This window comes from Blautia sp. TF10-30 (assembly GCF_003481245.1).
Lineage (GTDB): Bacteria > Bacillota > Clostridia > Lachnospirales > Lachnospiraceae > Fusicatenibacter > Fusicatenibacter saccharivorans.
Genome location: NZ_QUKM01000014.1, coordinates 19,690 through 40,611, shown reverse-complemented (window position 1 = coordinate 40,611; position 20,922 = coordinate 19,690). Strand labels below are relative to the sequence as shown.

The following is a 20,922-nucleotide window of genomic DNA, read 5'->3' as shown; positions in this document are numbered from 1 at the left end:
CAGTATATCATAGCTCCCGAAAAAGCAAAACAGAAAAATCCCGTTTTCAAATTTTCAAAGTTTTCAAAATACTATATACAATATCAACCTGCACATAGCATTTCTTATCAGCAATATGACAATCGGATTGGAACCATATCGAAATCATATGAGGGACCATCTTTTGGCTATTGAGATTGGAAGAAAAAATATGACCCATTGTCTATTTTTAATCAAAAAGTCGATCGAAATTCCACTTTTTTTTACGATTTCAATATGTCAACTTTGGAAAAAAAGGTGTAGAATACTAACAGCAAAGATGCGGGGAGTTTTCCTCGTCTTTGTTGTCTTTTAAATAAATAAGGAGGGAAAGCGATGCTATGGAATCTGTAATTAACAAACTTGCAGAGATCGAAACGGCTGCTACCAAGATTATGCAGGCTGCCGAGAATCAGAAGAAGCTCCAGGATGAGCAGCAGGAAGAGCGGATTGCAAAATTCGATGCAGATCTGGAAGCGGAAACGGCAAAGCGGATTGAAGAGATCACAACAAAACTTCATTCTACTACAGATGCGGATCAGAAAAAGCAGCGGGACTCTGCCGCCGAACTTCTATCTTCACTGGACGCTTATTACGAACAGAATCACGGAACACTGTCCACGCAGATTTACGAAAACATTATAAGGAAGTGAAACGATGAGCGGTCTATTATCCTACAGCGGCCTTACCACAAAGATAAGAGCCATGCAGAGCCATCTTTTAAACGACCAGAATTTTCGGGAAATCGTGGAATTGGAGAGTGTACCGCAGGCAGTTTCTTACCTCAAGCAGCATAAAGGCTATGAGGATCTGTTTGAGGGCTACAACGAAGCTGACCTTCACCGAGGTCAGATCGAGAAAATGCTGCGCCTGACGGTATACCGGGATTTTTCCAAGCTGTACCGTTTTGCAAATGTGGAGCAGAGAAAGTTCCTTGCGCTCTACTTTAAACGATACGAAGTGTCCGTTATCAAAGAATGCCTGAACACGGTATTTGATCACCGTGATGTGGTATTGAACCTGTCCATATTCGACGAGTTCTTTAACAAGCATTCCCAGCTGGACATCAATCTTCTGGCGTCCTCCAGGACGATCGAAGAACTGATTGCGAACCTGAAAGGGACAGAATATTATGCCCCGTTGTCGCAGCTCGCGGATATCGAGCGTCCGACCCTGTTCGACTATGAGATGACCCTGGATCTGTATTACTTTGCACAGATGTGGAAAGACAGATCAAAAGTAGTGACAAAGCGGGATCTGGAAGAGCTGACCGCTGCATGGGGAAGCAAGTTTGACATGCTGAACCTTCAGTGGATCTACCGTTCCAAACGCTATTATCACATGACCAGCGCACAAATCTACGCCCTGCTGATTCCGGTTCATCACCGGCTGAAAAAGGATGTGGTAAAGGCACTGGTAGAAGCCGAGAATATGAGTGCATTTTCCCAGCTGCTGGAACAAACCTATTATGCGAAACGGTATGATTCCTTCAAAGTCGATACGCTGGAATCCATGTATGCAGCCATTATGAAGCACATACTTTCCAGTGAATCCAGACAGGATCCTTATTCCGTTGCCACCATATACTCATACCTCTATCACAAAGAGCACGAGGTAAACCGGCTTATTATTGCACTCGAGTGCGTACGTTACCGTATCAGCGCTGACGAGGCAATGCAGCATATCGCAAAAACTTAATACACGGGGAGGTGTACTCATTGATTGTCAAGATGAAATTTTTGAGCATCACCGGGCCGAAAGCCGACATTGACCGTGTGGTCAACACTTATCTCTCAAAATATGAGATACATCTGGAAAACGCTCTGACGGAGCTGTCTACGATGCAGAATATCACACCGTATATCCAGATCAACCCATACAAAGAGACCTTAAAACAGGCGGAAGATTTTACAGCACTTCTGCCGGAAGACAAGCGTACCACCACGAAAAGACTTTCCCTGGAAGATGCCATCAACTGTGTCCATGGTTTGGATCACACCCTTGGCCAGTTGAACCAGGAGCGTACAGAACTGGAAGCAAAAAAGAAAGACTTGATGGAAAAAGCACAGAAAATCGAGCCGTTCCAGGATCTGCACTGCAATCTTTCCTCCATTCTGGATTTCCACTTTATCAAATTCAGATTCGGAAAGATCACAAAAGAGTATTACAACAAGTTTGAGAGCTACTGCTATGAGAACAGCGATACGGTATTCTACCGCTGCCATTCCGATGAGCAGTATGTATGGGGCATTTACTTCTGCCCGAGAGATCAGGTCACGAAAGTGGACGCCGTATTCTCATCCCTGCACTTCGAAAGAATCTACGTTCCGGACGAGTACAGTGGAACGCCGGAGGATGCTTACGCAGCACTTCAGGCAGAAATCAAAAAGACAGACGATGCACTCAGCGAGTGCTCACGGAAACTGGCAAAATGCCTTTCGGATTCCGCAGAGGATCTGGTTGCAGCAAAAGAGCAGTTAGAGCAGCTCTCCGGCAACTTTGATGTCCGTCGCCTGGCAGCCTGCACAAAATCCAAGAAGGAAACTTTCTATATTCTGTGCGGCTGGATGTCGGAAAAAGATGCCGCTTCCTTCCAGAAGGACATCGAAAACGACACAAATCTCTTCTGCTTTATCGAGGATGATGCAAACAACGTTCTGCGTCAGCCGCCGACAAAGCTGAAAAACCCGAAAATCTTCCGTCCGTTTGAGATGTATGTGAAGATGTACGGACTGCCAAATTACAATGAAATTGACCCTACGATTATCGTAGGACTCACCTATGCCTTTATTTTCGGAATCATGTTTGCCGATGTAGGACAGGGATTGTGTCTGCTGATTGGCGGCGCACTGCTGTACCACTACAAGAAGATGGATCTTGCAGCGATCATGAGTACCTGCGCGGTATTCTCTGTGATCTTCGGATTCTTGTTCGGCAGCTTCTTCGGATTTGAGAATGTCATACCGGCCCTCTGGCTGCATCCGAAGGAAGCGATGACAACGCTTCCGTTCATCGGTTCGATGAACACCGTATTTGTCGCAGCGGTTGCATTTGGTATGTTCATGATTCTGACAGGAATGGTTCTGCATATGATCAATGCAGCAAGAAACCATAAGCTCGGCGAGCTTCTGTTCAGCCAGAACTCCCTGGCAGGCTTCATTTTCTACGGAGCCCTTGCCGTTACACTCGTTCTCCTGTTCAGCGGCCATAAAGCTCCGGCTGTCGGCGTGATGGTAGTCATGTTCGGTATTCCGCTTCTTGCGATCTTCTTAAAAGAGCCACTGGAGCGTATGGTAGAGAAGAAGGGCAATGCATTTCCGGAGACCGGAAAGGGAATGTTCTTTGTACAGGCATTCTTCGAACTCTTCGATGTGCTTTTGAGCTACTTCTCCAACACAATTTCCTTTGTCCGTGTCGGCGCATATGCAGTCAGCCATGCGGCTATGATGGAGGTTGTCCTGATGCTCGGCGGAGCAACAGGCGGCGGCAGCATCAGCTGGCCGGTTATTGTTCTCGGAAATGTCTTCGTTGCCTGCCTTGAGGCACTGCTGGTAGCGATCCAGGTACTGCGTCTGGAGTATTACGAGATGTTCAGCCGGTTCTATGAAGGAGACGGAAAACCGTTTGTTCCGTTTTTGAAAAAAGGCGAGAAATAAAAGAGGATTCAGAGCCATGCGAAATGGAAGTGAATATGGCGGGAAGCTGTATCGGGAAAAAGTGAAAATGGCTCCGGATCGCAGCAAAGAGTAAATTTAATGAATTAACTTCAGGAGGAAAACTATTATGAACTCAGCATTTGTACAGGTACTTACTGCAATCGCAATGGTATTAACCATCGTTGTTCCTATGACTTATTACTTCAAAGGTGAGCACAACAAAAATCGTTACAAAAAATCTCTGGCAGCCAATGTAAGCGGCTTCTTCGGCCTTCTGCTGATCGCAACCGTTGTTTCCTTCGCAGGCGCAACAACTGCATCTGCTGCAACAGAAGCAGGCGCTGGTCTTGCAACCGGTCTTGGTTACATCGGTGCAGCTCTTGTTACAGGTCTTTCCGGTATTGGTTCCGGTATCGCCGTTGCATCTTCCGCAAGCGCAGCTCTTGGAGCAATCAGCGAAGACGGCAGCATCTTTGGTAAATCCATGATCTTCGTAGCTATGGCCGAAGGTATCGCTCTGTATGGTCTGATCATCTCCTTCATGATTCTTGGTAAACTTTGATTCCAAAACCGGAAGGTATTGATCTTCACCTTAAGTTGGAGGAATCATAAATGAAAATGTTCTTGATCAGTGATAACGTAGACACTCAGACGGGCATGCGCCTGGCCGGAGTGGAAGGCGTTGTCGTTCATGAGCGCGAGGAGCTTTATGATACACTGCAGAAAACACTGGCAGACAAAGAGATCGGAATTATTCTCCTTACAGAAAAGTTCGGGAAGGAATTCCCGGACATTCTGGAGGATGTCCGCCTCAACCATAAGCTTCCGCTGCTCATTGAAATTCCGGACCGTCACGGTACCGGAAGAGCGCCGGACTTTATCACTTCCTTTGTAAATGAATCTATTGGATTAAAACTGTAAGAATGCCCTGGAGGTGACACACATTGACTACTGAGGAAAAACTTCAGAATTTTTATAATCATTCCCTGGACAGTGCAAACCGTGAAGCAGAACGTGTGATCGGCGATCACCAGAAAGCTCTGGATAAGATCTTCGAGGAGCATAAAGCAACCGCAAGACGTCAGGCAGAAGAAGAAGTTGCTGCCGAGACCGAGAAAGCAAAACGTGATGTCAATAAGACACTGTCTGCGGATCAGCTTCATATCAGACGGAAGCTGTCCCGTAAAAATCTGGAATTAAAAGAAAAACTGTTTAAAGAAGTTCGTGAAAAACTTACCGCTTATAAAAAGGATCCATCCTATGAGGAGTATCTGGAGCGCAAAATCCGCGAAGCCGTTACGTTTGCCGGAAATGACAAACTGACCTTATATCTGGATCCGTCAGACGAAGCTCATAAGGCTTCCCTGGAGCAGAAACTCTCCGTAACCCTTACCATTTCGGCCATGCCGTTCCTTGGCGGCGTGCGCGCGGTCATTCCGGAGAAAAATATTCTGATCGATAATTCCTTCGAGACCCTTCTGAACGAAGAGCGGGAGAATTTCATCTTTCACGGAGGTGTAGAGCATGAATAAAACCGGAGTTATCTATGGAATCAACGGTCCGGTCGTATATCTGAAAGGAAACACCGGATTTAAAATGTCCGAGATGGTTTACGTTGGTAAAGAACGTCTGGTCGGCGAGGTTATTGCCCTGACAAAGGATACCACTACAGTACAGGTTTTCGAGGAAACCACAGGACTGAAACCAGGCGAAACAGTTACCGCATCCGGAGATGCCCTCTCTGTTACATTGGGACCTGGAATCCTGAACAACATTTTTGACGGTATTGAGCGTCCGCTGTCCGAGATTGCAAAGCAGTCCGGTAAATACATCAGCCGCGGCCTTACCGTAGATTCTCTGGATACAGAGAAAAAATGGGATGTCCATGTAACTGTTTCGGAAGGCGAAGAGCTGATGGGCGGCGCAATCATTGCAGAAACACAGGAAACCCGTTCCATCGTTCACAAATCGATGGTTCCGCCGGATGTCAACGGCACGGTTATCTGGGCTGCCAAAGACGGAAAGTATACCATCCTTGACCCGATTGTAAAACTGAAACTGGAAGACGGCACCGAAAAAGAGATCACACTGGCACAGAAATGGCCGATCCGTGTACCGCGTCCAACCCTGAAAAGATATCCGGCATCCGTTCCGCTGATCACAGGACAGCGTATCCTGGATACGATGTTCCCGATCGCAAAAGGCGGCACAGCAGCCATCCCTGGCGGATTCGGTACCGGAAAAACCATGACCCAGCACCAGATCGCAAAATGGTCTGATGCCGATATCATCATCTATATCGGATGTGGAGAGCGTGGAAACGAGATGACACAGGTTCTGGAGGAGTTCCAGGAACTGATCGACCCGAAGAGCGGCAACCCGCTGATGGACCGTACCACCCTGATCGCCAACACATCCAACATGCCTGTTGCAGCCCGTGAGGCATCTCTGTATTCCGGACTGACACTGGCTGAGTATTACCGCGATATGGGCTACGATGTAGCAATCATGGCAGACTCCACATCCCGTTGGGCAGAGGCACTTCGTGAGCTGTCCGGCCGTCTGGAGGAAATGCCTGCCGAGGAAGGTTTCCCGGCATATCTGGCATCCCGTCTGTCCGCTTTCTATGAGCGTGCCGGCATGATGCAGACCCTTTGCGGCGCAGAGGGAAGCGTATCTATCATCGGAGCCGTATCTCCGCAGGGTGGTGACTTCTCCGAGCCTGTTACCATGAACACCAAACGTTTCGTCCGCTGCTTCTGGGGACTGGACAAATCGCTGGCTTACGCCCGTCATTTCCCGGCGATCCACTGGCTGACCAGCTACAGTGAATACCTGCAGGATCTGTCGCCGTGGTACAAAGATCACGTAAACAAAAACTTCGTAGATATGCGAAACCAGTTAATGGGAATCCTGAACTCTGAGAGCTCCCTGATGGAAATTGTAAAACTGATCGGTAGCGATGTTCTTCCGGATGACCAGAAGCTGACCCTGGAAATCGCCAGAGTTATTCGACTGGGCTTCCTGCAGCAGAACGCATTCCATCCGGATGACACCTGCGTATCTCTGGAAAAACAGTACAAGATGATGGAAGTTATTCTTTATCTGTACAAGAAATCCAAAGCGCTCGTAACGATGGGCATGCCAATGTCCGTACTGAAAGAGGACAAGATCTTCGACCGCGTCGTTTCTATTAAATACGATGTACCGAATGACCGTCTGGATCTGTTTGACACATACAAAAAAGATATCGACACCTTCTACGATAAGGTACTCGAGAAGAATGGTTAAGGAGGGAATTCATCATGGCAATTGAATATTTAGGCCTTAGTGAGGTCAATGGCCCTCTGGTTGTTCTGGAAGGTGTAAAAAATGCTTCCTACGAGGAAATCGTAGAATTTACCGTAGACGGCAATGAGAAAAAACTGGGACGTATCGTTGCCGTATACGAAGATAAAGCCGTTATTCAGGTATTTGAGGGAACTTCAAGCATGTCTCTTACCAATACCCATACCCGTCTGACCGGACATCCGATGGAGATCGGACTTTCCGAGGAAATCCTGGGACGTACCTTTGACGGTATCGGAAAACCGATCGACCGCATGGGACCGATTGACGCAGAGGTAAGAAGAAACGTCAACGGCCTGCCGCTGAACCCGGTTACCCGTAAATACCCAAGAAACTATATCCATACCGGTATCTCTGCAATCGACGGTCTGACCACCCTGATTCGTGGACAGAAGCTGCCGATTTTCTCCGGAAACGGACTTCCGCACGACCAGCTGGCAGCACAGATCGTACAGCAGGCATCCCTGGGAGATTCTGATGAAAAGTTCGCAATCGTATTTGCCGCTATGGGTGTTAAATACGACGTAGCAGAGTTCTTCCGCCGGACCTTCGAGGAAAGCGGTGTATCTGACCACGTTGTTATGTTCCTGAACCTGGCAAATGACCCGGTTGTAGAGCGTCTGATCACTCCGAAGGTAGCGCTGACAGCTGCCGAGTACCTTGCATTCGAGAAAGGCATGCATATCCTGGTTATCCTGACCGATATCACATCCTTCTGCGAGGCTATGCGTGAGGTTTCCTCCTCCCGTGGAGAGATTCCTTCCCGTAAAGGTTATCCTGGATACTTGTACAGTGAGCTGGCTACGCTGTATGAGCGCGCCGGAATCGTACAGGGCGTAGAGGGATCCGTAACACAGATTCCGATCCTGACCATGCCAAACGATGATATCACGCACCCGATCCCTGACCTGACCGGTTACATCACCGAGGGTCAGATCGTACTGGACCGCCAGCTTCACGGCCAGTCTATTTACCCGCCAATCAGCGTGCTGCCGAGTCTTTCCCGTCTGATGAAGGACGGTATCGGTGAGGGCTACACAAGAGCCGATCATCAGGACGTAGCGAACCAGCTGTTCTCCTGCTATGCAAAGGTAGGAGATGCGCGTTCCCTGGCATCCGTTATCGGTGAGGATGAGCTTTCTCCGATCGATAAACAGTACCTGGTATTCGGTAATGAATTCGAGCATGAATTCATCGGCCAGGGAATGGATGAAAACCGTTCCATGGAAGATACGCTGAACAAGGCATGGGAGCTTCTTGGACTGCTTCCGAGAGAAGAGCTCGACCGTGTCAACACCAAGGTTCTGGATCAGTATTATCATCCGACCACCATTGATGCAGTAGCAAAAGCAAAGGCAGAAGCCGATGCCATGAATGAGTAAGCGAGAGGAGTGAGATCGGAATGGACCCGAATACCTTTCCTACCAAGGGAAACCTGATTCTTGCAAAGAACTCTCTGAAACTTGCCCACATGGGTTACGAGCTGATGGACAAGAAGCGGAATATTCTGATCCGCGAGCTCATGGGCCTGATCGATGAGGCGAAGGATATTCAGCGTCAGATTGATGTGACGTTCCGCGAAGCATATGCGGCGCTGCAGATTGCTAACATGGAGATCGGTATCACCAACGTACAGACCGTGTCCTATACCGTTCCGGTGGAGGAATCCATCCGGATCAAGACAAGGAGTATCATGGGCGTGGAAATTCCGCTGGTAGAGGCTGATACGTCCGGACAGGCCCCGACGTATGCTTACTACAGCACGAAGGAGTCCCTGGATCAGGCAAGACAGGCCTTTGAAAAAGTAAAAGACCTGACCTTAAACCTTTCCATGATAGAGAACTCGGCGTACCGCCTTGCTGCGGCAATCAAGAAAACACAGAAGCGTGCCAACGCGCTGAAGAACATCACGATTCCGCATTACACCCAGCTGTCCAAGGATATCGCGGACGCACTGGAGGAGAAGGAGCGCGAGGAGTTCACACGACTGAAGGTCATCAAACAGAGAAAGAACAAGGCAAGCTGATAAGGCTTTCCCGGAATAGAGATGAAAAACCCGCTTGGGCCGCGAAGAGATTTGCGGTGCCGGGCGGGTTTTTATGTGTCATGCAAAAAATATGTTTTTGGCTGTACTTTTTGTGCAAAAATTTTATAAAAATTTTCTATCTTTTTAAAACGGTCTTTGCTATAATACGTAAGGCGATTGTAAAAAAAGTTAAGATTTTGTAAGCTGTAATGCTTTTTGGAGGCAGGAAGATGAAACACAAGAAACAGAAAAAAACGAAAAAAGCAGGGCGCATTCTGCTGGCTGTGTTTGCAGTGTTGATCGGAACGCTTGGCGTGCTGCTGTTTACGTCCGAGCGCTGGATGCGGAAAACATGGCCGAATCTGAGCATGGAAGAGCTTGTTTACCAGTTAAAGGCCCCGATTGCCGGAACCAGCCATGATCTTCTGATGAGTTATGTCTGCTCAAGTGCGCTGATCGCAGCGGCAGCACTCATCCTTCTGATTCTGGTCAGCATTTTTCTTCGGGAAAAACGCAAAGCCCATGTGGCGTTCGGGATGATCTGTATCGCGGCAGGAGCCGCCAGCATCGTCTATTCCATCAATGACGTGTGGGCAGCACTGGACGTAAAAGATTATCTGAAAAATCAGAGCACGTACAATACCGTGGTAGAAGACAACTACGTAGATCCGGACCGCGTGAATATCACGTTCCCGGAACAGAAACGAAATCTGATCTATCTCTATCTGGAATCCATGGAGAGCACCTACGCAGACAAAGCCTCCGGCGGAGCATTCGATAAAAACTATATCCCGGAGCTGACCCAGCTTGCCGCAGACAACATCAGCTTTTCCAACACGGAGCTGCTTGGCGGCGGCCAGCCTACCGTAAACGCAACCTGGACCATTGCCGGAATTTTCGCACAGACCTCCGGTCTGCCTCTCAGCATCGGAATCCAGCGAAATGAGATGGCATATCAGGCCAGCTTCTTCCCGGAAATCAATACCCTGGGTGATGTCCTGGCGGATGAAGGCTACAAGCAGTATTTCTTCATCGGTTCAATCGGACAGTTCGGCGGCCGGGAAGAGTACTTTAAAGAGCACGGTGACTACGAAGTAGACGATTACAGCTGGGCTATGGAAAAAGGCCTGATCCCGGAAGGATATTACGAATGGTGGGGCTATGAGGATGAAAAACTCTTTTCCTTTGCCAAAGACCGCCTGACCGAAATCGCAGCAGAGGGAGAGCCGTTCAACTTCACCATGCTGACCGCAGACACCCATTTTGAGGATGGATATCCGTGTGAGCTCTGCGATGAAGAAAACGACGGTGACAACCAGTACGGAATGGTTCTGCACTGCTCCAGCAAGCAGGTCACCGAGTTCGTTTCCTGGATTCAGCAGCAGGATTTCTACGAGAACACAACGATCGTAATTTCTGGCGACCATCTGACGATGGATTCCGATTTCTGTGAGAACATTGATCCGGACTACACCAGAACCGTATACAACGTGATCATCAACTCTCCGATCCAGCCGCAGCAGGAGAAAAACAGAAGTTTCACCACCATGGACATGTTCCCGACCACGCTTGCCAGCCTCGGCGCCACCATCGAGGGCGACCGCCTCGGCCTTGGAACCAACCTGTTCTCCGGCGAGCAGACACTTGCTGAGAAGCTGACCTTTGACCAGTTCAATGATGACCTCTCCCAGAAATCCAAATTCTTCGAGAAAATGGAAGAGCAGGTAACCTCCATCTGGACCAAAACCGATGAGGGCTGGAAGTTCTACATCGAAGACGAAGACCGCTGGGCCAAAGGCGAATGGGTATCCCTGAACCCGCACCGCTATGCGAATGACACCGAGCAGAGATACTACATCGATGCAAACGGCTATGCTGTCAAGGGATGGAAGCTGATCGACGGAAAGTGGTACTACTTCTCCGTCAAGGGAAGCTACCGCCTCCTTGAAGGACCTTGCGACGAACCGTTTGATGTGGATGAGTCGCAGTATTCTTAAAAAATAGAACATATAAAAACACCGGCTTCCCGGAGACAGATAAAAATCTGTTTCCGGAGAAGGCCGGTGTTTTTTGTTAATTCAGAGAGAGACTACAAAAGAGTGATGTATGATTCGATTATCTTGCCTGGAAACGGTCATAAACGGTTTGCACAATTTCTACTGCACGATCAACATTCATCTGCTTCAGCTGAGCGATAAAATCATCATATTCATCCATAGAAATAACACCTGTGATAAACTGAGATGTTTTTTCGTTTACAATTGTCGTAACATCAGTCATGATTTTGCTGTATTCTTTGTTTTCGTCTGAAGAAATACCCATAGCACTGACATCAGGCAGACAGTTTTCGGTGCCAGCTTCTGCCCAGATATCATAGGAAACAAGATCTTTTTCCGGAACGGCGGCAAGCTCACGTTTCCAGTCCTGCAGGCAGACACGGGAAGGTGGCATAGTGAAATAAGCCATTGCCTGTGCAAAAGTATAATCTTCGTTGGCAGTTACTTTGGAGGTGAAAACTGGAGTTCCGTCTTCCTGATATTCAAAAGTATCGCCCTCGGTACCATAGTTGGCTAAAAGAGCACCTTCCTCGCTGAAGAGATAATCCAGCCATTTTACACAGAGCTCGGCATTTGGAGAATCTGCGGAAACTGTGATGCACGGACCGAGCAGATAATACATATTTAATTTTACAGTATCTTCAGCATTTACTTTCGGGGCAGGAACAGGAACGTACTCGGCATTTGGATCTGAGTTTGCACCTTCGTATGCTGCGATTAATGTGTAAATAGAGCAAAATGCACCGGTTTTTCCTGTGGTAACCATTGCATTGTCCGGAAGGACTGCGTTTGTAGACATAAAGTCAGGATCAATTAATCCCTCACTGTACCAGCGATGCATCATTTCAACATAATCTTTCCAGCCGCTTTCAATCGGTCCGTATTTAACAACGCCGTTTTCCTGATAGAAAGTATTGGAAACTCCATAACCGGCATTTAAGGCATTGGCAAATACATCATATCCAGTATAAGAAAGCGTCAGCGGAGCAGTTGCACCTTCCTGGTCTTTAAAAGCAGTAAGCATGGTTTCCCAGTCATCGTAGGTGACCGGAGTATCCATACCGAGGTCATCGAGCCAGTCTTTGCGGACATACATGCCGGCATATGGTCCCTGCTGTTCTGACATGATCTGATAGATACCGACCATACGTCCGTCATTGGTATAAGCACTGCGCTTCAGATTTTCATCTTCTTCTCCGGCCTTTTCGAGAGCAGCCATATAATGAGGAGCATACTTCTGGATGAGATCTGTCAGGTCCATATAATAGCCATCGTCTACAGCGGCATCAAGACCGTCAGGATAAACATAGGAAGGGCCACTGTTTTTGATCATATCCGGCAGTTCGCCGCCTGCGATCATAAGATTGTAAGCAGATGCTTCGTCTCCAATGGCGGGATGCTGAAATTCAATATGTACATTCGTTTTTTCTTCCAGCTTTTGAAAAAATTCTGTATCACCGAGAGAATCTACAATACTTGCAGCATTGGCATCCATAGGAGTCCAGAGAGTTAATGTTGTTTTCTCATCCACTAATGGAAGAGAAACTTCAGTATCTGCAGCAGAAGTGTCAGAACTTACAGAAGAAGCTGCAGAAGAAGTATTAGAAGAAGCAGAGGTGGAACTGCCGGAAGAAGTGCTGCCGTTAGCACCGCATCCTGCCAGAAGAACAACGCTCTGTAATAAGGCGCCCATGCGTATAGCCTGTCGTATTCTTTTTTTCATACTTGAAATCTCCTTTTCTTTTGATTTTCGTTCTAATGTTCGTGCACGTTACCTGTATTATAAGAGAAAGGTGGGAAAAAAGAAAAGAACCAGTTTTTGCGTCAGGTGCAGTTTGCCGTCAGAATCAGAATTGCCAGAATGTGTTTTGATTGCCGTTTTGCGTGATCCTTGGGCAATTTTGAGACTTTTCCGGGGGTGCGTGCTATAATTTAAGGAAGAAAATGCATGGGGGATGCAAAAGATGAAAGAGAAAAAAATATTTTTATCCGTGATGAAAACGTATCTGGTGTTGGTGATGATCCTGTTGATTGTACTGATTGGCTGTTCTTTTTATTCCTATCAGAGTTTTAAGAGCAATACGAAAAATGCGCAGGTTGCATTATTAAATCAGGTACAGCATGAGATGGACATTCGGCTGGAAAATATTTCAAAGATCAGCCAGCTTCTGGCGGATCATCCGATTGTTCAGGAAATAGCGGAACTGGAAGATGAGCAGCCGGAGTATCAGCTGAAGTATACAGAATTGAATCAGGTTCTGCGCAATGAAAATACGATGCAGCAAAGTGAAGCAGAAACGGTATTGTATTTTAAAAACAGCAACGCTGTGTTTACTGGAAACTATCGGTACCAGGACGAAAATTTGGATGCATTTTTGAAAAAGAAAGGAATTTCTGAAGAAGAATTTCAGAATCTGGTTTTCCTGGAAAGAAATAAGGGAGCATATCAGATTTTAAAATCGGGCACAAAAAGTGCGGTACTGATCCATTTAAACCCAATTTTGGATAAAAGCTATCATCGGGCTGGTGTAGTTATTACGTTTGTTTCTGTCAGAGAGTTTGAAAAAATATTAAACCTGAGTGACTATATTGAGCAGAGTATTTGCTGCATGGCAAACGGAGATCGCTCCCTGATGATTGGTACCGTTCCGGAGGGACAGGATGTGCTGCAGCAGAACAGTTATGAAGAGATTGTGTGCAATTCCGAACCTGTGATGCAGGAAATACAGGGAAAACGATATATTACAATGGGAATATCTTCCCAAAGCGGAGTATGGAACTATTATTTTTCTATTCCAATGTCGATTTTTTATCAGCAGAACAGAACATATTTTATCATTATTGCGGGTGCTGTTCTGATGAGCCTGTTGGCAGGCGTTTTTCTGGCATGGCATTACAGTAAAGCATTTTCAGAACCAATCCAGGAGATTCTGGATACGTTTCGGATGGATGGAGCAGACAGTTATCCTGAAATGATGAAATCCTTGGAAAAAACAATGCTTGTCTATGAGTATAGGCTGCATGACATACAGAAACAGTTAAGAGGAAGTATGCAGCAGCAAAAAGATGAGTTTCTGTTTTCCATGTGCAGAGGTAATATCAATGAGAAAAAAGTACAGGAAAAACTGAGTAAATATGAGATTTCATTAAAAAATGCTCCGTTCGAATTTATGATGTTCCAATACAGGGAGATCGAAGAATCTACATTTTGTGTGAATGGTACGGTAGATTATGATCTGCTGTTGTTTGTAAGTCAAAATGTTATTGAGGAGTTGCTTTGTAAGAACGGAGGGGCTGCATTTCGTCATGACAGAATGATCTTGTGTATCTGTCAGCCGGTGGAAGAGGCTGATGTACTCAATCAGCTGCTGAACCAGATCGTTGATTTCCACAAGGATGTTATTCATGCAGAACTGTGTGTGTTCCGCGGAGGCCAGGGCAGTGAGCTAAGCGATATTCCAGAGCTGTTTTTAAATGCGGAGGAAATGGCAAACTATAAGACTTTCTGGGAAAAGGATATTTCGAATATTTTAGACTATCGTGACAGCAAATCCAGGAAAGCGCTGGAAGAAGATTCTATTTCGCTGGATATTCAGAAACGCTTTTTAAATCTGCTGTCCATCAAAGACTACACGAATGCGTATGAACTGCTGACAGAACAGTTAAATATGGTGGAACAGGGAGAAATCAAAAACTTTCAGTTGGAGCGATACAAAATTTATGGTTTGGTAAGCAATCTGTTGGAAGGAATTCCACATGTGGATCAGCTCGAGAAAAACAGCACGGAAGAAGCAAGACAGATCGGTGAGATTCTGGAATCACTTTCTAATGTAAGATCACTGCAGGAGATCAGGGAAAAAATTGATCTTCTGTTTGAAAAAATTATTTCCTATCAGAAGGGAACGGAGAAAGAAGGCTTTCCATGGGTATGGGAAGTGCAGAGTTACATTGAGAAAAACTATGCAGACCCGCAGATGGATGTGCAGTATCTGGCGGAAAAGTTCCATCTGTCAACATCACATCTGAGCAGAAACTATAAAAAAGTAACGTCAATTGGTGTGAGAGACAACATTCATATCGTGCGGATTGCGAAGGCAAAAGAACTTTTGATGCAGGGAATGAGCGTGCAGGAAATTGCGGAAAAGGTAGGATATGTGGAATCCAGAGCATTGATTCGTACGTTTAAACGGTATGAAGGAGTGACTCCGGGCCAATATCGGGAAACTATGGTGCAGAAATAGCAGAAAATGAGTACCACCACAAGAAAAGGCCATAAAAAAGCAGCAGAAAAAGGAGGGAAGCCACAAAAAGTGGTTCTTTCGAACCGGCAGGGAAGACGATACAATCAGATTAATGATAAGTCCGGCGGGAAGAAAGGAGCACATATGAAAACAAAAAAATTTACAAGGAAGGAAATCGTAAAAGACTGGAAGAAAAACAAACTGCTGTATCTTATGGCGGTTCCGTTGATTGCATTTTTTATCGTATTTGCATATCTTCCAATGGGAGGCATCCTGATGGCATTTGAAAATTACAAGCCAAAACTTGGAATTCTCAGAAGCCAATGGGTAGGTCTGGAAAATTTTAAAGACTTTTTTCAATCGGTATTTGCGTGGCGTGTCATTCGGAATACGGTTGTGCTGAGTATGTTGCAGCTGATCATTGAGTTTCCGCTCACGATCATTTTTGCGCTGCTTCTGAATGAACTGAAGGATTCCATTTTCAAAAAAGGTGTACAGATGATTACCTATATGCCGTATTTTATTTCCATGGTCGTTCTGGCAGGTATCATTGTAGACTTTACCAAAAGTACAGGTGTCCTGTCGCAGATCGTTACCTTTTTTAGTGGAAAACAGGTAAATCTGTTATCCGATCCGGCGTGCTGGCGTCCTTTGTACATTGTTTCGGATTTATGGCAGGGACTTGGCTTTGGAAGTATTATTTATGTAGCAGCACTTTCCGGCGTGGATCAGGAACTGTATGAGGCAGCAAAAATTGACGGAGCAAACCGCTGGAAACAGACACTGCATGTAACACTGCCTGGAATTTCCTCCACCATTATTATTATGTTGATTCTGCGAATCGGTTCCATCATGTCGGTTGGATATGAGAAGACCATTCTTTTATATAACCCTCAGGTTTATGAAACCGCAGATATTATTTCCAGTTTTGTTTACCGAAAAGGTCTGGAAGAGTTTAACTATGGATACAGTACGGCTGTCAGTCTGTTCAACTCTGTGATTAACTTCATTATGCTTGTAAGTGCAAATGTTATCAGCCGGAAGTACTCGGAAACAAGTCTGTTTTAGGAGGAAAAAACATGAAAAAAACAAAAACGTCTCTGGCGCGAAAAATATTTATTGTATTTGACTATCTGGTTCTAATTTTTCTTGCAGTTGTATGTTTGCTGCCGATTCTTCATGTGGCGTTTGCATCGGTTTCTGATCCCAACTGGGTCATGAACCAGAGCGGATTGATTTTAAAATCACATGGTTTTACGCTGGAGGGATATAAGCTGGTATTTCAGACAAGACAGTTGATGGGAAGCTATGGAAATACTCTTTTTTATGTGTTTGCATCGACAGCACTTGGAATGCTGATTACTGTATTGGGAGCGTATCCGCTTTCGAAAAGCGATCTGCTCTGGTCGAATGCACTGATGCTGATTATTTCCTTTACCATGATGTTCAGCGGAGGAATTATCACGTTCTATATGGTAGTAAGAAGCCTTGGAATGTACAATACCCGCCTTGCGGTTATTCTTCCGACGTGTGTCAGCGCATTTAACCTTATTCTGGTCAGAACGGCAATGGCAACGCTTCCGAAAGAACTGGAAGAATCTGCGCGTCTGGATGGGGCAGGACCAATTGCTGTACTTTTTAAGATTGTTCTTCCATTGATAAAAGCAACGCTTGCAACAGTAACGCTGTACTATGTAGTTGCAAACTGGAATTCCTGGTTCAATGCATCCATTTTCCTGACAGACCGGGACAAATATCCACTGCAGCTGATTCTGCGGGAAGTACTGATCCGAAACGATACAAGTTCGGCAACATCCGCATCTTCAGGAGAACTTGCAGGACTTGCGGATTCTTATAAGCAAATTATAAAATACTGCACCATTATGGTGGCATCTGTTCCAATTTTATGTTTTTATCCGTTTGTTATGAAGTATTTTAAAAAGGGTGTTATGGTAGGATCAATCAAAGGCTAAGGAGGAAGATCATGGAATTTTACGAAAAAGTCAATCGAATTGCGAAAACAGAAAAAGGAGAAATTGAGGGGATTCCGGGAAATATTCCACAGTATACGGTATTTAAAGGGATTCCTTATGCAAAAGCCCCAGTTGGAGAGCTCCGCTGGAGAGAGCCGCAGGAAACAGAAAAGTGGGAAGGCGTTTATCATGCAGATCATTTCGGACCGATTGCGCCGCAGATGCGCCACCCGAAAGGCAGTTTGTATGGTGATGAATTTTTCCAGTCCGCAGAAGATATGAGTGAAGACTGTCTGTACCTGAACATCTGGACGCCGGAAGTGAAGGAGGAGAAAAAACTGCCGGTTCTGTTCTGGGTACATGGCGGCGGACTCACAGGTGGATATGGATTTGAACCGGAGTTTGACGGAGAAGCTTTTTGCAAAGAAGGCGTGATTCTGGTAACGTTTAATTATCGTCTGGGCGTTCTTGGATTCCTCTGCCACGAGGATCTGGCAAAAGAAAGTGAGCATGGTGTTTCTGGAAACTATGGTCATCTTGACCAGATTGCCGCACTCAAATGGGTAAGAAAAAACATTGGTGCGTTTGGCGGAGATCCGGATAATATTACAATTTTTGGACAGTCTGCGGGTGCATTCAGTGTGCAGACAATGCTTGTGTCACCGCTTACCAGAGGAGATATTGCCGGAAGTATTATTATGAGCTGTGCGGATATCAACTGGCCGGATCCAGGCATGGGGCAGAAACCGATGGAAACAGCAGAAAAACAGGGCGCTGAATTTATGAAAGATGCAGGATGCCATTCCATAGACGAACTGCGCGGCAAGAGTGCAGATGAGCTAATGGCAGTTATGATGAAGGGATTTATGAAATATCCGATGGGAACGGTGATCGATCATTATCTGCTGGATGAGGCAGTATCCGACAGTTATTATCAGGGAAATTACCCGGATCTGCCGATGATGATTGGAAACACCGCCGGGGAATGGACTCTGGTATTCGGCGTACCGGAAGACCCGGAAGTCTGGAAAGAACAGCAGCGTCAGATGATGGGACCTGCAGCGGAAAAATACCTGGAACTGCTGCAGGTAGAGAAAAAAGAAGACATTATGCGCGCGATTCAGGAAAGCCATTCCTGGATGGTAAAAAACAGAGTATTGTGTGAGCTGAATATCAGACATGATCATAAACCGTGCTATCTGTATCTGTTTGACCACGATCTTCCAGGGAACGAGGCAGGATCCTTCCATTCCTCCGAGCTGTGGTATGTATTTGGAACTGTTGCACGCTGCTGGCGTCCAATGACGGGAACGGATTATGATATTTCCAGAGTTATGACAAAAAGCTGGGCGAATTTTGCAAAACAGAAAAATCCAAATGGAGAGGGTGTACCGGAATGGAAGCCATATCAGCCGGAGAATCCTCAGAACATGGTATTTTCGGAAAAGACAGAATGCAAAGAAATCAAAGAACTGGAAGTACAGCGGTATTTAAAAGAAATTATGCTGGAACATGCATAAAAGGCTGAAAGAAAAGGAACCTGGGCAGAAAAAGCAGGTTCCTTTTCTACATAAAAAGACAAATTCCAGGGAAAAATTCTCCGCTCCGCCTTTTGGCGGAATTTTCTGCATTTTTTGGTACAAAACGTATAAAGATTGTGAAATAAATAATTATCAATTGAATCATCTTACAAAACATGGTAAAATATGACTATCAATCGGCGGACAAAGCGGAAAAAAGAAAGGGGATTTGAAAACAATGGGTTACAAATCAGACATTGAAATTGCACAGGAATGTACCATGCAGCCGATCACAGCGATCGCAGAAAAAGCAGGTATTGATGACAAATATCTGGAGCAGTACGGAAAGTACAAAGCAAAAATTGATTACAACCTGTTAAAAGACACCGATGCGGAGGATGGAAAACTGATCCTTGTTACAGCGATCAACCCGACACCGGCAGGAGAAGGAAAAACAACAACATCCGTAGGACTGGTAGACGGACTTTCCAAAATCGGCAAAAAAGCAATGGTTGCACTTCGTGAGCCATCCCTTGGACCGGTATTCGGCGTAAAGGGCGGAGCAGCAGGCGGCGGATACGCACAGGTTGTTCCGATGGAGGATATCAACCTTCACTTCACCGGTGACTTCCATGCAATCGGCGCAGCAAACAACCTGCTGGCAGCTATGATCGACAACCACATTTTCCAGGGCAACGCTCTGAATATCGATCCGAGAAAGATCACCTGGAAACGATGCGTAGATATGAATGACCGTCAGCTTCGAAGCGTTGTAGACGGCCTTGGCGGAAAGACAAACGGAATGCCAAGAGAAGACGGCTACGATATCACCGTAGCATCTGAGATCATGGCAGTTCTGTGTCTGGCAAGCGACATCTCAGATCTGAAAGAAAGACTTTCCAGAATCATTATCGGATATACCTACGGAAAAGTAGCTGAGCAGAAACCGGTAACCGCAGGCGATCTGCACGCAGAAGGCGCTATGGCAGCACTCTTAAAAGACGCTCTGAAACCAAACCTGGTACAGACTCTGGAAGGAACACCGGCCATTGTTCACGGCGGACCATTCGCAAACATCGCACATGGCTGCAACTCTGTAACAGCAACCAAAATGTGCCTGAAATTAGCAGATTACACTATCACAGAGGCAGGCTTCGGTGCTGACCTTGGTGCTGAGAAATTCCTCGACATCAAATGCCGTATGGCAGGCCTGAAACCGAACGCAGTTGTAGTCGTAGCAACCGTTCGTGCCCTGAAATACAACGGCGGCGTTCCGAAAGCAGAACTGAACGGCGAGAACCTGGAAGCTCTGGAGAAAGGTATGCCGAACCTTCTGAAACACGTAAGCAACATCACAAACGTATACAAACTGCCATGTGTCGTTGCCATCAATGCATTCCCGACCGATACCGAAGCAGAGCTGAAGCTGGTTGAGGAGAAATGCAAAGAGCTCGGTGTTAACGTTGTTCTGTCCGAGGTATGGGCAAAAGGCGGCGAGGGCGGCGTAGCCCTGGCAGAAGAAGTTGTCCGTCTCTGCGAGCAGCCGAACGATTTCACCTATGCATACGATCTGGAAGGCTCCATCGAAGAGAAACTGAACGCCATCGTTCAGAAGATCTACGGCGGAAGCAGAGTGGTTCTGACCGCAAATGCACAGAAACAGGCAAAACAGTTAGAGGCTCTCGGATTTGGCAACTGCCCGATCTGTATGGCAAAAACCCAGTACAGCCTGACCGACGATCAGACCAAACTCGGTGCACCGACCGGATTCGAAGTTACCGTACGTAACCTGAAAATCTCCGCAGGTGCAGGCTTCATCGTAGCCCTGACCGGTGACATCATGACCATGCCAGGTCTGCCGAAAGTTCCGGCAGCAGAGCGTATCGATGTAGACGCTACTGGAAAGATTACAGGACTGTTCTAATAACACAGGATATCGTCTTGAAAAGACAGAATAAAGCATGAAATAAAACACAGAAAAAAAGAGACATTCCTTCGTGAATGTCTCTTTTTTTACGTTTTTATTGCAAAATATTACAAAAGATAATATAATTTCTAATGGTAACATGGAGAGAAAAGCAGA

The 20,922-nt window shown here is 46.1% G+C and carries 16 protein-coding genes; 15 read left to right on the top strand and 1 reads right to left on the bottom strand.

What is annotated here, in order from left to right; genetic code table 11:
- Positions 1-359 precede the first annotated feature (359 nt).
- The 10 genes from DXD02_RS12225 (at position 360) to DXD02_RS12180 (ending at position 11,045) form a co-directional block, all read left to right on the top strand.
- On the top strand, positions 360-671 hold the full coding sequence (locus DXD02_RS12225) for a hypothetical protein (RefSeq protein ID WP_022461691.1): 312 nt from the start codon (positions 360-362) through the stop codon (positions 669-671).
- 4 nt (positions 672-675) lie between these two features.
- Complete coding sequence (locus tag DXD02_RS12220) at positions 676-1,716, top strand: V0D/AC39 family V-type ATPase subunit (RefSeq protein ID WP_022461690.1); 1,041 nt, start codon at positions 676-678, stop codon at positions 1,714-1,716.
- 11 nt (positions 1,717-1,727) lie between these two features.
- Positions 1,728-3,674, top strand: coding sequence for a V-type ATP synthase subunit I (locus tag DXD02_RS12215; RefSeq protein ID WP_308054128.1), 1,947 nt, complete (start codon positions 1,728-1,730; stop codon positions 3,672-3,674).
- 127 nt (positions 3,675-3,801) lie between these two features.
- A complete protein-coding gene (locus tag DXD02_RS12210) occupies positions 3,802-4,236 on the top strand; it encodes an ATP synthase subunit C (RefSeq protein ID WP_022461688.1) in 435 nt (144 codons plus the stop codon).
- A 50-nt stretch (positions 4,237-4,286) separates the two neighbouring features.
- Positions 4,287-4,595, top strand: coding sequence for a V-type ATP synthase subunit F (locus DXD02_RS12205; protein WP_055220228.1), 309 nt, complete (start codon positions 4,287-4,289; stop codon positions 4,593-4,595).
- A gap of 23 nt (positions 4,596-4,618) precedes the next feature.
- Complete coding sequence (locus DXD02_RS12200) at positions 4,619-5,206, top strand: V-type ATP synthase subunit E (RefSeq protein ID WP_055220230.1); 588 nt, start codon at positions 4,619-4,621, stop codon at positions 5,204-5,206.
- Entirely contained in the window at positions 5,199-6,965 is a 1,767-nt protein-coding gene (locus DXD02_RS12195; RefSeq protein WP_022461685.1) for a V-type ATP synthase subunit A, read from the top strand. The genes DXD02_RS12200 and DXD02_RS12195 overlap by 8 nt, the downstream gene beginning before the upstream one ends.
- Before the next feature lie 14 nt (positions 6,966-6,979).
- A complete protein-coding gene (locus DXD02_RS12190) occupies positions 6,980-8,404 on the top strand; it encodes a V-type ATP synthase subunit B (protein ID WP_022461684.1) in 1,425 nt (474 codons plus the stop codon).
- 20 nt (positions 8,405-8,424) lie between these two features.
- Entirely contained in the window at positions 8,425-9,048 is a 624-nt protein-coding gene (locus DXD02_RS12185; protein ID WP_117801544.1) for a V-type ATP synthase subunit D, read from the top strand.
- Positions 9,049-9,278: 230 nt separating this feature from the next.
- On the top strand, positions 9,279-11,045 hold the full coding sequence (locus DXD02_RS12180) for a sulfatase-like hydrolase/transferase (protein WP_117801543.1): 1,767 nt from the start codon (positions 9,279-9,281) through the stop codon (positions 11,043-11,045).
- Positions 11,046-11,163: 118 nt separating this feature from the next.
- On the opposite strand, the gene DXD02_RS12175 is transcribed toward DXD02_RS12180, so the two are convergent.
- The gene (locus DXD02_RS12175; protein ID WP_055267699.1) at positions 11,164-12,828 is read right to left on the bottom strand and encodes an extracellular solute-binding protein; all 1,665 of its coding nucleotides are present in this window, start codon (positions 12,826-12,828) and stop codon (positions 11,164-11,166) included.
- Between the two features lie 241 nt (positions 12,829-13,069).
- On the opposite strand from DXD02_RS12175, the gene DXD02_RS12170 reads away from it, so the two are divergent.
- The 5 genes from DXD02_RS12170 to DXD02_RS12145 all read left to right on the top strand — a co-directional run bounded on the left by DXD02_RS12170 (position 13,070) and on the right by DXD02_RS12145 (position 20,763).
- A complete protein-coding gene (locus DXD02_RS12170; protein WP_158581241.1) occupies positions 13,070-15,346 on the top strand; it encodes a helix-turn-helix transcriptional regulator in 2,277 nt (758 codons plus the stop codon).
- Positions 15,347-15,490: 144 nt separating this feature from the next.
- A complete protein-coding gene (locus DXD02_RS12165) occupies positions 15,491-16,414 on the top strand; it encodes an ABC transporter permease (RefSeq protein ID WP_055267750.1) in 924 nt (307 codons plus the stop codon).
- 11 nt (positions 16,415-16,425) lie between these two features.
- Positions 16,426-17,319: a carbohydrate ABC transporter permease gene (locus tag DXD02_RS12160; RefSeq protein WP_117801541.1), complete on the top strand. Its 894-nt coding sequence runs from the start codon at positions 16,426-16,428 to the stop codon at positions 17,317-17,319.
- 11 nt (positions 17,320-17,330) lie between these two features.
- Positions 17,331-18,839 carry a carboxylesterase/lipase family protein gene (locus DXD02_RS12155; protein WP_055267694.1) on the top strand — a complete coding sequence of 503 codons (1,509 nt, stop codon included), beginning with the start codon at positions 17,331-17,333 and terminating at the stop codon, positions 18,837-18,839.
- Positions 18,840-19,077: 238 nt separating this feature from the next.
- Positions 19,078-20,763 (top strand): formate--tetrahydrofolate ligase, encoded by a 1,686-nt coding sequence (locus DXD02_RS12145; protein ID WP_055267749.1) that lies wholly within the window; start codon positions 19,078-19,080, stop codon positions 20,761-20,763.
- The last annotated feature ends 159 nt before the right edge of the window (positions 20,764-20,922 follow it).

What these genes read in the sequence shown, in the direction of transcription:
- DXD02_RS12225 (WP_022461691.1), top strand. Translation starts at nt 360, where the DNA reads ATGGAATCTGTAATTAACAAACTTGCAGAGATCGAAACGGCTGCTACC.
- DXD02_RS12220 (WP_022461690.1), top strand. Translation starts at nt 676, where the DNA reads ATGAGCGGTCTATTATCCTACAGCGGCCTTACCACAAAGATAAGAGCC.
- DXD02_RS12210 (WP_022461688.1), top strand. Translation starts at nt 3,802, where the DNA reads ATGAACTCAGCATTTGTACAGGTACTTACTGCAATCGCAATGGTATTA.
- DXD02_RS12205 (WP_055220228.1), top strand. Translation starts at nt 4,287, where the DNA reads ATGAAAATGTTCTTGATCAGTGATAACGTAGACACTCAGACGGGCATG.
- DXD02_RS12195 (WP_022461685.1), top strand. Translation starts at nt 5,199, where the DNA reads ATGAATAAAACCGGAGTTATCTATGGAATCAACGGTCCGGTCGTATAT.
- DXD02_RS12190 (WP_022461684.1), top strand. Translation starts at nt 6,980, where the DNA reads ATGGCAATTGAATATTTAGGCCTTAGTGAGGTCAATGGCCCTCTGGTT.
- DXD02_RS12185 (WP_117801544.1), top strand. Translation starts at nt 8,425, where the DNA reads ATGGACCCGAATACCTTTCCTACCAAGGGAAACCTGATTCTTGCAAAG.
- DXD02_RS12180 (WP_117801543.1), top strand. Translation starts at nt 9,279, where the DNA reads ATGAAACACAAGAAACAGAAAAAAACGAAAAAAGCAGGGCGCATTCTG.
- DXD02_RS12175 (WP_055267699.1), bottom strand. Translation starts at nt 12,828, where the DNA reads ATGAAAAAAAGAATACGACAGGCTATACGCATGGGCGCCTTATTACAG.
- DXD02_RS12170 (WP_158581241.1), top strand. Translation starts at nt 13,070, where the DNA reads ATGAAAGAGAAAAAAATATTTTTATCCGTGATGAAAACGTATCTGGTG.
- DXD02_RS12165 (WP_055267750.1), top strand. Translation starts at nt 15,491, where the DNA reads ATGAAAACAAAAAAATTTACAAGGAAGGAAATCGTAAAAGACTGGAAG.
- DXD02_RS12160 (WP_117801541.1), top strand. Translation starts at nt 16,426, where the DNA reads ATGAAAAAAACAAAAACGTCTCTGGCGCGAAAAATATTTATTGTATTT.
- DXD02_RS12155 (WP_055267694.1), top strand. Translation starts at nt 17,331, where the DNA reads ATGGAATTTTACGAAAAAGTCAATCGAATTGCGAAAACAGAAAAAGGA.
- DXD02_RS12145 (WP_055267749.1), top strand. Translation starts at nt 19,078, where the DNA reads ATGGGTTACAAATCAGACATTGAAATTGCACAGGAATGTACCATGCAG.